Origin of the sequence: Pseudomonas sp. OG7, assembly GCF_014192825.1 — a bacterium.
Lineage (GTDB): Bacteria > Pseudomonadota > Gammaproteobacteria > Pseudomonadales > Pseudomonadaceae > Aquipseudomonas > Aquipseudomonas monteilii.
In genome coordinates this window covers 56649-69358 of sequence record NZ_JACHYK010000005.1, presented here as the reverse complement: position 1 = coordinate 69358, position 12710 = coordinate 56649, and the positions used below count along the sequence as shown (strand labels likewise).

Annotated in this window: 14 protein-coding genes, 1 tRNA gene and 1 pseudogene; 3 read left to right on the top strand and 13 right to left on the bottom strand. The window is 61.8% G+C overall.

Features of this window, described 5'->3' with window-relative positions:
* Positions 1 to 26: 26 nt before the first annotated feature.
* The 3 genes and pseudogenes from FHW75_RS27180 to FHW75_RS13480 all read left to right on the top strand — a co-directional run.
* Positions 27 to 1235, top strand: a pseudogene (locus tag FHW75_RS27180) (HAMP domain-containing protein); the annotation flags it as partial.
* A gap of 102 nt (positions 1236 to 1337) precedes the next feature.
* A complete protein-coding gene (locus tag FHW75_RS27175) occupies positions 1338 to 2093 on the top strand; it encodes a methyl-accepting chemotaxis protein (protein WP_371058798.1) in 756 nt (251 codons plus the stop codon).
* Between the two features lie 91 nt (positions 2094 to 2184).
* Positions 2185 to 3144, top strand: coding sequence for a cation diffusion facilitator family transporter (locus tag FHW75_RS13480; protein ID WP_183673878.1), 960 nt, complete (start codon positions 2185 to 2187; stop codon positions 3142 to 3144).
* A gap of 75 nt (positions 3145 to 3219) precedes the next feature.
* Here FHW75_RS13480 and FHW75_RS13475 read toward each other — a convergent pair.
* From FHW75_RS13475 to ruvC, 13 genes are all read right to left on the bottom strand, one after another.
* Positions 3220 to 3295 (bottom strand) — tRNA-Lys (locus FHW75_RS13475).
* A 63-nt stretch (positions 3296 to 3358) separates the two neighbouring features.
* Entirely contained in the window at positions 3359 to 4033 is a 675-nt protein-coding gene (gene queC / locus FHW75_RS13470; RefSeq protein ID WP_016711989.1) for a 7-cyano-7-deazaguanine synthase QueC, read from the bottom strand.
* A 17-nt stretch (positions 4034 to 4050) separates the two neighbouring features.
* Entirely contained in the window at positions 4051 to 4698 is a 648-nt protein-coding gene (gene queE, locus FHW75_RS13465) for a 7-carboxy-7-deazaguanine synthase QueE (protein ID WP_025753913.1), read from the bottom strand.
* 168 nt (positions 4699 to 4866) lie between these two features.
* A complete protein-coding gene (gene ybgF, locus FHW75_RS13460) occupies positions 4867 to 5673 on the bottom strand; it encodes a tol-pal system protein YbgF (protein WP_016711991.1) in 807 nt (268 codons plus the stop codon).
* 6 nt (positions 5674 to 5679) lie between these two features.
* On the bottom strand, positions 5680 to 6180 hold the full coding sequence (pal, locus tag FHW75_RS13455) for a peptidoglycan-associated lipoprotein Pal (RefSeq protein WP_003254755.1): 501 nt from the start codon (positions 6178 to 6180) through the stop codon (positions 5680 to 5682).
* A 54-nt stretch (positions 6181 to 6234) separates the two neighbouring features.
* On the bottom strand, positions 6235 to 7506 hold the full coding sequence (gene tolB / locus FHW75_RS13450; RefSeq protein WP_019098470.1) for a Tol-Pal system beta propeller repeat protein TolB: 1272 nt from the start codon (positions 7504 to 7506) through the stop codon (positions 6235 to 6237).
* A 26-nt stretch (positions 7507 to 7532) separates the two neighbouring features.
* Positions 7533 to 8651, bottom strand: a complete 1119-nt coding sequence (gene tolA / locus FHW75_RS13445; RefSeq protein WP_016711993.1) for a cell envelope integrity protein TolA — start codon at positions 8649 to 8651, stop codon at positions 7533 to 7535.
* Positions 8651 to 9103, bottom strand: a complete 453-nt coding sequence (gene tolR, locus FHW75_RS13440) for a protein TolR (RefSeq protein ID WP_003254760.1) — start codon at positions 9101 to 9103, stop codon at positions 8651 to 8653. The genes tolA and tolR overlap by 1 nt, the downstream gene beginning before the upstream one ends.
* A gap of 14 nt (positions 9104 to 9117) precedes the next feature.
* Entirely contained in the window at positions 9118 to 9813 is a 696-nt protein-coding gene (gene tolQ / locus FHW75_RS13435) for a protein TolQ (protein ID WP_010952367.1), read from the bottom strand.
* A gap of 2 nt (positions 9814 to 9815) precedes the next feature.
* Positions 9816 to 10268 carry a tol-pal system-associated acyl-CoA thioesterase gene (gene ybgC, locus FHW75_RS13430; RefSeq protein WP_016711994.1) on the bottom strand — a complete coding sequence of 151 codons (453 nt, stop codon included), beginning with the start codon at positions 10266 to 10268 and terminating at the stop codon, positions 9816 to 9818.
* A 125-nt stretch (positions 10269 to 10393) separates the two neighbouring features.
* Positions 10394 to 11440, bottom strand: coding sequence for a Holliday junction branch migration DNA helicase RuvB (gene ruvB / locus FHW75_RS13425; protein WP_019098466.1), 1047 nt, complete (start codon positions 11438 to 11440; stop codon positions 10394 to 10396).
* A complete protein-coding gene (gene ruvA, locus FHW75_RS13420; protein ID WP_183673877.1) occupies positions 11437 to 12054 on the bottom strand; it encodes a Holliday junction branch migration protein RuvA in 618 nt (205 codons plus the stop codon). The genes ruvB and ruvA overlap by 4 nt, the downstream gene beginning before the upstream one ends.
* A gap of 109 nt (positions 12055 to 12163) precedes the next feature.
* On the bottom strand, positions 12164 to 12688 hold the full coding sequence (gene ruvC / locus FHW75_RS13415; RefSeq protein ID WP_003254769.1) for a crossover junction endodeoxyribonuclease RuvC: 525 nt from the start codon (positions 12686 to 12688) through the stop codon (positions 12164 to 12166).
* Between the last annotated feature and the right edge of the window lie 22 nt (positions 12689 to 12710).

Here is a 12710-nt window from a genome sequence, read left to right as displayed (position 1 = left end):
GTACTTGCTCGAAAAGGAAAGCCCTCATGCCGCTGCGTCGCCTCTCCATCCAATGGAAGATCACCCTGCTCGCCGGCTTGTGCCTGCTGGCCATCGTCGCCTTGCTGGTGGCCACATCGCTGCCCCAGGCACAACGCAGTGCCGCGCTGGTCAACCAGGCCAACACCGCCATGCTCGACAGCAGCGCCCGCCAGCGCCTGCAGGCCCATGCCGAAACCCAGGCCCTGCGTATCCAGCGCTACTTCATGGACGCTTACCAGTACGGCAATGGCTTTGCCCGCCTGGTACAAGTTCTGAAAGCCCGTGGCGGCAGTGACCTGCGCGCCGAGCTGACCCGCCAGGCGCGTGCCAGCCTGGCCGGCAACCCGGACGTGATCGGCCTGTACCTCGTGTTCCAGCCCAACGCGCTGGATCAGCAGGACAGCCAGTTCGTCGGCCAGGATGCCGCAGGCAGCAACGACAGCGGGCGCTTCTCGCTGTACTGGTCGCAGCCCAGCCCCGGCGCACTGGAACGTGAGGCCATGCCGGAATCGATGCTCGGCGATGCCAGCATCGGCAGCAACGGCGCGGCGAAGAACCGCTGGCTGACCTGCCCGCAGGACACCGCCAAAACGTGCATGCTCGAGCCGTATCTGGACGACGTCAACGGCCGCCAGGTGCTGATGACCAGCATCGCCCTGCCGCTGCTGGAGCACGGCAAGGTAATCGGCGTGGTGGGCCTGGACATTGGCCTTGCCAACCTCCAGCAACTGAGCGTGGAGGGCCGCCGCGAACTGTTCGATGGCCAGGGCCAGGTGAGTATCGCCAGCGCTGCCGGCCTGCTGGCAGGCAACAGCCGCGACGACAGCGCGCTCGGCCAGCCCATGGACAAGGCGGTAGCCGACGGCCTGCTGCGCGTGGCCCACCCCTTCACGCCTATCCCTGACGCAGCCCCGTGGCAGGTTTTGCTGGAGCTGCCGGAAAGCGTGCTGCAGGCACCCGCCGTGGCCCTCAATCAACGCCTGGACGCACACAACCAAAGCGCCAACCTCACCAGCCTGCTGATCGGCCTTGGCGCGGCGGTGGTGGGTTTGCTGCTGGTATGGCTGACCGCACGCGGCGTTACCCGGCCCATCCTGGCCGTGGCTGCGCGCCTGAAAGACATCGCCAGCGGCGAAGGCGACCTGACCCGCCGCCTGGAATACGCCCGCGACGACGAACTGGGCCAGCTCACGGGGTGGTTCAACCGCTTCCTCGACAAGCTGCAGCCGATCATCGCCCAGGTCAAAGGCTCGTTGCTGGAGGCCCGCAGCACCGCCGACCAGTCAGCCGCCATTGCCAGCCAGACCAGCAACGGCATGCAACAGCAGCACCGCGAAATCGAGCAGGTGGCCACGGCTGCCAACGAGATGAGCGCCACCGCCCTGGATGTCGCCCACAACGCCTCGCAGGCGGCTCAGGCCGCGCGCGCCGCCGACCAGGCCAGCCGCGAAGGCCTGCAGCTGATCGACAGCACCCGCCAGGGCATCGACCGCCTGGCTGCCGGCATGGACACCGCCATGGACGAGGCACGTGCCCTGCAAGACCGCAGCGGGCAGATCGGTACGGTGCTGGAAGTGATCCGCACCATCGCCGAGCAGACCAACCTGCTGGCGCTGAATGCCGCCATCGAAGCGGCCCGTGCTGGCGAGGCCGGGCGCGGTTTTGCCGTGGTCGCCGATGAAGTACGCGGGCTGGCCCAGCGCACGCAGGTGTCGGTGGAGGAGATTCGCCAGGTCATCGAAGGCTTGCAGCAAGGCACCCAGGATGTCGTGGGCGCCATGCACGAGGGCCAGCGCCAGGCACAGGACAGCGCAACGCGCATGGAACAGGCGCTACCGGCACTGCAGCGCATTGGCGAAGCGGTGACCGTGATCAGCGACATGAACCTGCAGATTGCCTCGGCCGCGGAAGAACAGAGCGCGGTGGCTGAGGAAGTGAACCGCAACGTAGCCGGCATTCGGGATGTGACCGAGTCGCTGGCGGGCCAGGCCGACGAATCGGCCCGCATCAGCCAGGCACTGAACCGGCTGGCCAATCAACAACAGGCGCTGATGGAGCAATTCCGCGTCTAGCCTGTAAGGGCCAATGCGCCTTCTTCGCGGGCTTGCCCGCGAAGAGGCCCCTGCAGACACCACAGCATTATCGTTTTCCAGAGCACAATTCATGCAAACCGCAACCCGATCCACCTTTTTCGACATCACCAGCGAACAGGGCCTGTTACGCACCTCGATTGCCGTCACCCTGTTCATCGCCAGCATCGGTATCGCCTTCGGCGTGGCCTCTGGCTCCTACTCCATCGTCTTCGACGGCGTCTATTCGCTGGTCGATGCCAGCATGAGTGGCCTGTCGCTCGTTGTGGTCAAACTGATCACCTCGCACACCACCAGCGTGCAGATGTCACGCAAGCTGCGCGAGCGCTTCACCATGGGTTTCTGGCACCTGGAACCCATGGTGCTGGCACTGAACGGCATTCTGCTCAGCGGCGTGGCCATCTACGCACTGATCAACGCCGTCAGCAGCCTGCTGCAAGGCGGCCGTCACCTCGAATTCGGCATTGCCATGATCTATGCGGTGCTGACCGTGATCACCTGCGTGACCATCGCCGTGATCGAAGCCCGCGCCAACCGCCAGCTGAAATCAGACTTCGTGCGCATGGACGTCAAGGGCTGGGTGATGTCGGCCAGCATCACCGCCGCGCTGCTGATTGCGTTCTGCTTTGGTTACGCGGTGCAGGGCACGTCGCTGGAGTGGGTATCACCGTACATCGACCCGGCCGTGCTGGCGCTGGTGTGCCTGGTAATCGTGCCGTTGCCGATGTCGGTGGTGCGTCAGGCGCTGTCAGAAATATTTCTGGTCACCCCTGGCGACCTCAAGCTGCACGTGGATGAAGTGGCCAAGGCTTTCGTTGCCCGCCACGGGCTGCAGTCATACCGCGCCTATGTGGCCAAGGTCGGGCGCTCGCGGGAGATCGAGCTGTACTTCATCGTGCCAAAGGCCATGGCGGCGAAGACCATCGATGAATGGGACGCATGGCGCAACGAGATTGGTGATGCCGTCGGTGGCGAAGGGCCGGACCGCTGGCTGACGGTGGTGTTCACCGGGGATCCGGAGTGGGCTGAGTAAGCTGGGAGCGCATGACGCGCTGAGGACGAAAAAGCCCGCGACCGTTGCCGGTAGCGGGCTTTGACGTATTGAGTATGGTGGGTCGTGTAGGATTCGAACCTACGACCAATTGGTTAAAAGCCAACTGCTCTACCAACTGAGCTAACGACCCGTTGGATGGCGCGTATAATACTGATTTCTAACGGGAAATCAACACTTCATCAAAGGTTTTTTGTCAAACATACCGTGTCGGGTCTTCGACACCGGCTGCCTTGAAGCCATCTGCACGCAGGCGGCAGCTGTCACATTTGCCACAGGCACGGCCTTCATCGTCGGCCTGATAGCAGGAAACAGTCAAACTGTAGTCCACACCGCGGGCGATACCAGCCTGCACGATCTGCGCCTTGCTCATGTTCTGCAGCGGCGCCTGAATGCGGAAGCCCTGCCCCTCTACGCCCGCCTTGGTCGCCAGGTTGGCCATACGCTCGAAGGCCTCGACGAACTCGGGGCGGCAATCCGGGTAGCCGGAGTAATCCACGGCATTGACGCCGATAAAGATATCCCGCGCCTCCAGCACTTCCGCCCAACCCAACGCCAGTGACAGAAACACGGTGTTGCGGGCCGGCACGTAGGTGACCGGGATACCTTCACTGGGGGCTTCCGGCACGTCAATGCTGCTGTCGGTCAACGCCGAACCACCAATACCGTCGAGGTTAAGGCCAATCACCTTGTGCTCGACCGCACCCAGGTCGCGAGCCACGCGTGCGGCTGCGTTCAGCTCGGCACGGTGGCGCTGGCCGTAGTCGAAGCTCATGGTGTAGCAGCTATAGCCTTCTGCTTTGGCCATGGCGACCACGGTGGCGGAGTCCAGGCCGCCGGACAACAGGATTACTGCGCGCTTTTCTGTCATGTGTACTTGCTCCTCAATCAACGTCCGGGTTCGTCGTTCCACAGCAGCTTGTGCAACTGCAACTGGAAGCGTACAGGCAGGTTGTCCGCGACGATCCAGTCTGCCAGGTCGCTGGCATTCACCTGATGGTGGCTCGGCGAGAACAACACCTCGCCGGCACGCTCGGCCAGGTTGTACTGGATCAGCTTGGACACCGCCCAGTCGTAGTCCTCTCGGGAACAGATAACGAACTTGACCTGATCATTGCGGGTCAGCAGCTCGATGTTCTCGTAGCGGTTACGGTGCGACTCCTCAGAGCCCGGGGTCTTCAGGTCGACTACGCGGCTAACGCGCGTGTCGGTGCCAGCGATATCCAGCGCGCCGCTGGTTTCCAGCGACACCTCGTAACCGGCGTCACACAGGCGCTGCAGCAACGGCAAGGCATTCGGCTGGGCCAATGGCTCGCCGCCGGTGACACAGATATAACGGGGCTTGAAGCTGGCAACCTGCTCAAGGATAGAATCGAGGGTGCGAATGGTGCCGCCGGTGAAGGCATAGGCACTGTCGCAGTACTGGCAGCGCAGGGGGCAACCGGTGAGGCGCACGAAAACCGTGGGCAGCCCAGCCGTTCGCGTTTCACCCTGCAAAGAGTAAAAGACTTCGGTGATGCGTAGTGTGTCTTGCATGCTCGCCACGGGCGTGACAGCTAAACAGGCTGTCCGCCTCCGTCAGGCACTGTCGCGGACTCGACATAGCGTTATCCGCAGCAGCGTGTTTACGAAAAAAGGGCATTGATTCTAACGAAAAAACCCGCGACTGGCGCGGGTTTCTTTCGAAAGGTACAGCTACAGCGCTTAGAGCTTCTGCAGGTCACGCTGAGCCAGTTGCGCGGCGGAGGTGCCGGGGTACTGGGTGATGACCTGTTGCAGGATGCCCTTGACCTTGTCGGTGTGCCCCATGCGACGCTCGACATCGGCCAGCTTATAGAGCGAATCCGGCACTTTGCTGTGTTTCGGGTACTTCTGGCTGACCTGGGCAAAGGCCTGGCTGGCACCTTGCAGGTCGCCCTTGGCCAGGTTCACTTCACCCAACCAGTACTGGGCATTGCCGGCGTACTGGCTGTTGGGGTATTTGCGCAGGAAGGCATTGAACGCCTGGCTGGCCTTGTCGAAGTCTTTCTGCTTGATCAGGTCGAAAGCGGCATCGTAGTAGAGCTTTTCTTTCGCCGGATCACCGGGCTCGCTACTGGCGGCCGGTTGTTGCGCAGCAGCACCTGCTGCTGCATCGGGGGCGGCATTGGAAGCACCACCACCGGAGGAATTGTCAGGGGTTGCGGCAGGCGCAGCGCCACTGTTGATGCGACGGTCCAGGTCCTGGTATCGCTCCAGGTTTTCCTGCTTCATGCGCGACACATCGTTTTGCAGCTCTTCGATGATGCCTTGCTGGCGGGAAAGCTGATCCTGCATCTGTTGCAGCTGCATGAACAGCTGGCCCTGTGCAGAGGCAGGGGCCGAAGCCCCCGACCCGGCATAGGCGCCGCTCGTGCCATAACCCGCAGGCGGATAAGCGCCTGCGTTGTCATCTACTACAGGGACCTCAGCCCAGGCCGCGAGCGGCAGGCTGAGTGCGAGGACGGTTACTACACGGCGGCACATACGCATACGAACTTACTTACGCAGTTCTACGCGACGGTTCTGAGCCCAGGACTGCTCGTCGTTGCCGGTGGCAACTGGACGCTCTTCGCCGTAGGAAACCAGTTCCAGCTGAGCAGGGGAAACGCCCTGCAGAACCAGGTAGCGCTGAACGGCTTTCGCACGACGCTCACCCAGAGCCATGTTGTACTCGCGGGTGCCGCGCTCGTCGGTGTTGCCTTCCAGAACAACGCGGTTGCCGTTGGCTTTCAGGTCCTTGGCGTGAACGTCCAGAGCGCGCATGGCTTCTGGCTTCAGGTCCGAGCTGTCGTATTCGAAGTAGAAGGTGGTGATTGCGCGCAGGGCAGCTTCTTCGCTCAGGGAGCCGTCAACTGCGCCAGTGTTGGCACCGTAGCCAGCGTTCGGGTCTACAGCAGCGCCTTCGCCTGCATTGTCACCGCCCTTCGAGGAGCAACCTACAGCTACGGCCATGGCCAGAGCCAGCGCAGCAAATTTACCAAACTTCAGCATTTCCATCGTGAAACTCCTAATGAAACCCCAGTGTGTTAAGCAAAACGTATTACGCCGCAATCAGTTCAGGTAAGGGGACCAGGACGGTTCTCTGACTTCGCCTTGAGCGGTAGGAAGTGGGAGCCTCACGCGGCCATTAAGCGACACGAGCATCAAGACTCCCCGGCCCTGCTGGCGGGTGGCGTAGATTAGCATGGTGCCGTTGGGCGCAACAGTGGGAGACTCATCAAGACTTGTTTCAGACAGAATCTTTACACTTCCGCGCTGCAAGTCCTGTGCCGCCACTTTAAAGTTGGTAAAGCCCTGTTGGCGATGGATCATCACCAAGGTTTTTTCGTCCGCCGAAAGTTTCGGGTTGGCGTTGTAGTTACCCACGAAGGTTACACGCTCGGCACCACCACCACCGACCGACTGTTTGTAGATCTGCGGTTTGCCGCCACGGTCGGAAGTGAAGTAAAGCGTGTTGCCATCTTTACCCCAGAATGGTTCGGTATTGATACCCGGGCCGGCGGTAACACGGCTGATCTGGCGCGATGCCACGTTCATAACGTAGATGTCCGGGTTGCCGTCTTTCGACAATACGAACGCCAGGCGCGAACCGTCCGGCGACCAGGCTGGCGCACCGTTCAGGCCTTCGAAGTTGGTCACCTGCTCGCGGCGGCCGGTATCGATGTTCTGGATGAAGATGCGCGGGCGCTTCTGCTCGAACGACACATAGGCGATACGCTTGCCATCCGGCGCAAAGCGCGGCGACAGGATCGGCTCACGCGATTGCAGCAGGGTAACTGCACGCGCACCGTCGTAGTCCGAACGCTGCAGGGTGTAGCGGGTGTTGTTGGTGGAGAAACGCTCGGCCGTCACGTACAGCATGCGGGTGGAGAACGCACCCTTGATGCCGGTGAGCTTCTCGAACGACTGGTCGGCAATGTAGTGCGCCATGTCGCGCAACTGGTCGGTGCTACCCGCGACGCTGCCGGTCAGCACTTGCTGCTCAGTAGCGACGTTGAACAGCGCGTACTGCACCTGCAGACGACCGCCTGCCGGCACGATGCTGCCCACCATCACGTACTGTGCACCCAGCGCTTTCCAGTCGCGGAAGATCACTTCGCTGGCCTGCGACGGCTGGCTGATCATGTTCTGCCGCGGAATTGGCGAGTAGTAGCCAGAGTTGCGCAGGTCGTTGCCGATGATATCGGCAATGTCTTCTGGCAACACGCTGCCGCCCTGCAGACCGAACGGCACCACCGCGATCGGGGTTGCCCGGTCGCTGCCGCTGGTGACCAGGATGTTCTTTTCCTCTGCCACAGCCATGCCTGCCACACAGCACAGCATGACCAGCAGTCCTCTAAGACGTTTAATCACAACGCTAGATCCTCAGGTGTAAATGTCATCTTGAACGAACGATATTGGTTGAAATCGCTCGGCTTCATACCCTGCATCTCGGTCAAACGACCAATGTTCTTCACCGCAGCCACCGCCGAACTGTCGTACGGGCCGTCACCACTGGAACGGGCCACGCTGACACTGGTGATGGTACCGTCCGGCAACATGTTGATCTGCAGGACCACCGTCATGCCCTTGCGCGCGGAAGGCGGACGCGCCCAGCCTTCGGCCGCTCGCATGCGGATCAGGTCGTCGAAGTCGCCGGCCACCTGGTCACCCTGCTCGTCGGCCAGCGCTTGCTGCCGCTCGGTGGTGTCGGACAACAGCTCGGCCAGGGCCTGCGCTTTTTTGTCTTCTGCCGCCTTGCGGGCCGCTTCCTGTGCCTTTTTCTTCTGGGCGTCTGCAGCGGCCTTTTTCTTGGCCTCTTCAGCTGCCTTCTTCTTCGCGTCCTCGGCCGCCGCTTTCTTCTTGGCGTCCTCGGCTGCTTTCTTCTTGGCCTCTTCGGCTGCCTTTTTCTTGGCGTCCTCGGCGGCTTGTTTCTTCGCCTCTTCAGCGGCCTCTTTCTTGGCCTCTTCTTCGGCTTTTTTCTTGGCTTCTTCCTCGGCCTTCTTCTTGGCGATGTCGGCCTGCTGCTTCTCGGCGGCCTTCTTCGCCTCGTCGGCCTTCTTGGCTTCGGCGGCTTTCTTGGCCTCGGCAGCCTTGGCGGCTTCAGCGGCCTTGGCAGCGTCCTCGGCTTTTTTCGCCTCGGCGGCTTCGCGGGCCTCTTCGGCCTTTTGAGCAGCGTCGGCTTTCTTTTGTTCCGCGGCCTTCACGGCCTCCTGCTCGACCTTCTTCTGCTCCAGCTGCTCGACCTCGGTCTGGCGCGAAGCCGTTTTCTTCGCTTCCCCGGCAATCTTCTGATTGGTCTGGGTAGTCGCCTGGCTCTTGGACTTGAGCTGGTACAGGGTAGCCTGAACAATCGGCTTGGATGGCGGCAGCTCAGGCGTCATGGCAAAACTGACGAACAGCAGGGCGAACACCAACACATGCAGGCCGATGGCCCAGACACTGGGCCAGAAGTAGCTTTCCGAGGCGGATGGCTCTCGCTGTTGCATCAGGGCGCCTCGGTAATCAGGCCAACGTTACCGACACCGGCCTTCTGCAACCCGCCCATGGCACCCATGACCGCGCCATAGTCGACAGCCTTGTCGCCACGAATGAACACCTGGGTCTGCTTGCCCTGGTCACGACCGGCAGCAATGATCTTGGTCACGGCGTCGGTCATGGCGGGCAAGGTCATGGCCTTGTCCATCTGCTTGTCGGTATCGACTTCGCTGCCGAGGTTCCAGTAATAGGTTTTATCGGCCTTGATGGAGATGGTGAGGATCTGGACGTTGTTGTCCTGCGGCAAGGCTTCGCTGGAAACCTTGGGCAAGTCGACCTTCACGCCCTGGTTGAGCATGGGCGCCGTCACCATGAAGATGACCAGCAGCACCAGCATCACGTCGATGTAGGGCACCACGTTCATCTCGGCGACGGGCTTGCGTTTGTGGCGAACTCGGGCCATGGGCTTCTACCTGATTACTCTTCGCTGGTGTGCACTTTGCGGTGCAGGATCGCCTGGAACTCGTCGGCGAAGGTGTAGTAACGACCGATCAGCACTTCACTGCGCGCGGCGAAACGGTTGTAGGCGATGACCGCCGGGATTGCCGCGAACAGGCCGATGGCAGTGGCGATCAGCGCTTCGGCGATACCCGGGGCCACGGTGGCCAGGGTGGCCTGCTGGGCGCTGGCCAGGCCACGGAAGGAGTTCATGATGCCCCATACGGTACCGAACAGGCCGATGTACGGGCTGGTCGAACCGACGGTGGCCAGGAATGGCAGGCTCTGCTCGAGTTTTTCTTCCTCGCGCGAAATGGCCACGCGCATGGCACGGCCAACGCCTTCCATGACCGCATCCGGGTCAACACCCGGCTGCTGGCGCAGGCGCGAGAACTCCTTGAAGCCGGCACGGAAAACCTGCTCTACACCGGAGTCCGGGTCTGGGTTGCTGCCTGCCTGGCGGTACAGCTTGGACAGGTCGATGCCCGACCAGAAGCGCTCCTCGAAGGCATCCAGCGCACGACGACCGGCGCGCAGCATGGTGCTGCGCTGGAAGATCATGATCCATGAAGTGACCGAGGCGGCCACCAGGGTCAGCATTACCAGCTGTACCACCACGCTGGCATTGCTGACCAGACTCCACATGGAGGTATGGTCGACGACGTTAGCTTCCACGCTTATTCTCCTGCATTCGATTGATTACCCGAGCCGTCCGCCGCAAAGGCGTCGCGCAGCTGGGGGGGTATGGCTCGGGGTTTGAAAGTGTCGGCGCGCACGGCGGCCACCAGGAACTGCCCTTCGCAAAGCAGCGTTTCATCCTTTTCCCGCCAGACCTGCTGCACGAAACGCAGGCTGGCGCGATTGAGTTCAAGTACTTGCGCGGTTACCCGCAATTCGTCATCCAGCCGCGCCGGCGCGTGATAGCGCGCTTCGCTGGAATGGACCACGAACAGCAGGTTGTCTTCGGCCAGTTGCGACTGGGAAAAGCCCAGGTGCCGCAGGCGTTCGGTGCGCGCGCGCTCCATGAATTTCAGGTAGTTGACGTAATACACCACGCCGCCCGCATCGGTATCTTCGTAATAGACGCGACAACGGTGTGCGAACGGTTCGAGCTGATTTTGCGCGCGCATACTCTAGTGCTTACTCCTCAGCTTGCCAATCCGCTGTGGCAACTGTTTTTTCTTCATTAATGTCTGATTGCCAGCGCACCCTGGGCATGCCAGCGGTAGGACCACGAAAAGTCGCATTCGATCTGTCATTCATCACCTGGTTCTGAAAAATCACCGCCCTCCCCCAAGCGCCCGGGAATATTCAGGCCAAAGTGCAGATAGGCATGCCGGGTAACAACGCGGCCGCGCGGCGTGCGCATGATATAGCCCTGCTGGATCAGGTACGGTTCGAGCACATCCTCGATGGTGTGGCGCTCTTCGCTGATCGCCGCCGCCAGGTTGTCCACGCCTACCGGGCCACCATCGAACTTCTCGATCATGGTCAACAGCAGGCGGCGGTCGGAATGGTCGAAACCGCGCTCGTCGACGTCCAGCAGGTTCAGCGCCATGTCGGCCACGGCCTTGGTGATCTGGCCCTTGCCGCGCACCTCGGCGTAGTCGCGCACGCGGCGCAACAGGCGGTTGGCGATACGTGGCGTGCCACGGGCACGACGGGCAATTTCGTAGGCGCCCTGATCTTCGATGACCAGGCCAAGGATGTTCGCCGAACGGCTAACGATGGTGGCCAGGTCTTTGTCGCTGTAGAACTCCAGACGCTGCACGATACCGAAGCGGTCACGCAGCGGGTTGGTGAGCATGCCGGCACGGGTAGTCGCGCCGACCAAGGTAAACGGCGGCAGGTCGAGCTTGATCGAACGGGCGGCCGGGCCTTCGCCGATCATGATGTCGAGCTGGAAGTCCTCCATGGCCGGGTACAGCACCTCTTCGACGACCGGTGACAGCCGGTGGATCTCGTCGATGAACAGGACGTCGTGCGGTTCGAGGTTGGTCAGCATGGCCGCCAGGTCACCTGGACGCTCAAGGATCGGGCCCGAGGTGCTTTTGACCGAAACGCCCATTTCCTGGGCGATGATGTTGGCCAACGTGGTCTTGCCCAACCCGGGCGGTCCAAAGATCAGCGTGTGGTCGAGCGACTCGTTGCGCCCACGAGCGGCCTGGATGAACAGGGCCATCTGCTCGCGCACGACCGGCTGGCCGATGTACTCGTCCAGGCGCAGCGGGCGAATCGCCCGGTCCTGGACTTCTTCACGGTCGCGGCCACTGGCGGCGATCAGGCGGTCGGCTTCGATCACTTGGTAATCATCCCTTTCAGGCTGCGGCGGATCAGTTCTTCACTGCTCAGACCGGCCTTGTCCTTGATCGCGGCGATTGCCTTGCTGGCTTCCTGCGGCTTGTAGCCCAGCGAGACCAGCGCGCTGACCGCATCGGCCTCGGCAGTGCACTCGCTGGCGAGCGGCAATGGCCCATCGGACACCAGGGTGAACATGGCTGGCGAAGTTTCCCAGGCCTTGAAGCGGTCTTTGAGCTCGACCAGCAAGCGTTCGGCGGTTTTTTTGCCGACACCGGGCACGCGCACCAAGGCCGAAGTATCCTGGGCTTGCACGCAACGCACCAGTTCGTCGACTTCGAGGCCGGACATCAGCGCCAACGCCAGCTTCGGGCCCACGCCGTTGAGGCGGATGAGCTCCCGGAACAGCTCGCGCTCGCGCTTTTCGGCAAAGCCGTATAGCAGGTGAGCATCTTCGCGCACCACCAGATGAGTGTGCACGGTGACGCTTTCGCCCACCTTGGGCAGACGGTACAGCGTGGTCATGGGAACTTCCAGTTCGTACCCCACGCCGTTGACGTCGATAATCAGGTGCGGCGGCTGTTTTTCCGCCAAGGTGCCGCGCAAACGTCCAATCACGTTCCGATCCTTCCTCTCGGGGAGCCGGTCAAAGACCGCTCAACCCTATCAGCAAATGCAGCGGGTGAACGCATCACCCGAACAAAATGTGTATCAGCGCATGAAGCGCCTACAGACGCAAGCGCCCGCCACGTCGCCGTGCCGTGCTCAGGCCATGCGGTACCAGGCTTGAACGGGTATGCGCATGGCACAAGGCGATGGCCAGCGCATCGGAGGCGTCAATCTGCGGCTTTTGCGTCAATTTCAACAGGTGCATGACCATCATCATCACCTGCTCCTTGTTAGCCCCACCGGTACCGGCTACCGCCTGCTTGACCTGGGTGGCGCTGTATTCGGCGATTTCCAGGCCGGCTTCGGCGGCCGCGACGATGGCCGCACCGCGGGCCTGGCCGAGCTTTAGCGCCGAGTCGGCGTTACGGGCCATGAACACCCGCTCGATGCCCATGGTGACCGGGCCGTGCTGGGCAATGATTTCACTGACACCACGAAAAACGATCTGCAGCCGCTCGTGCAACTCGCCGCTGCCGGTGCGGATACAGCCCGACGCCACGTACTCGCAACCACGGGCGGTCTGGCGTACCACACCATAGCCGGTGATGCGTGAGCCGGGGTCGATACCAAGAATCAGAGTCATAGTGCCTGTTTGTTCAAAATGT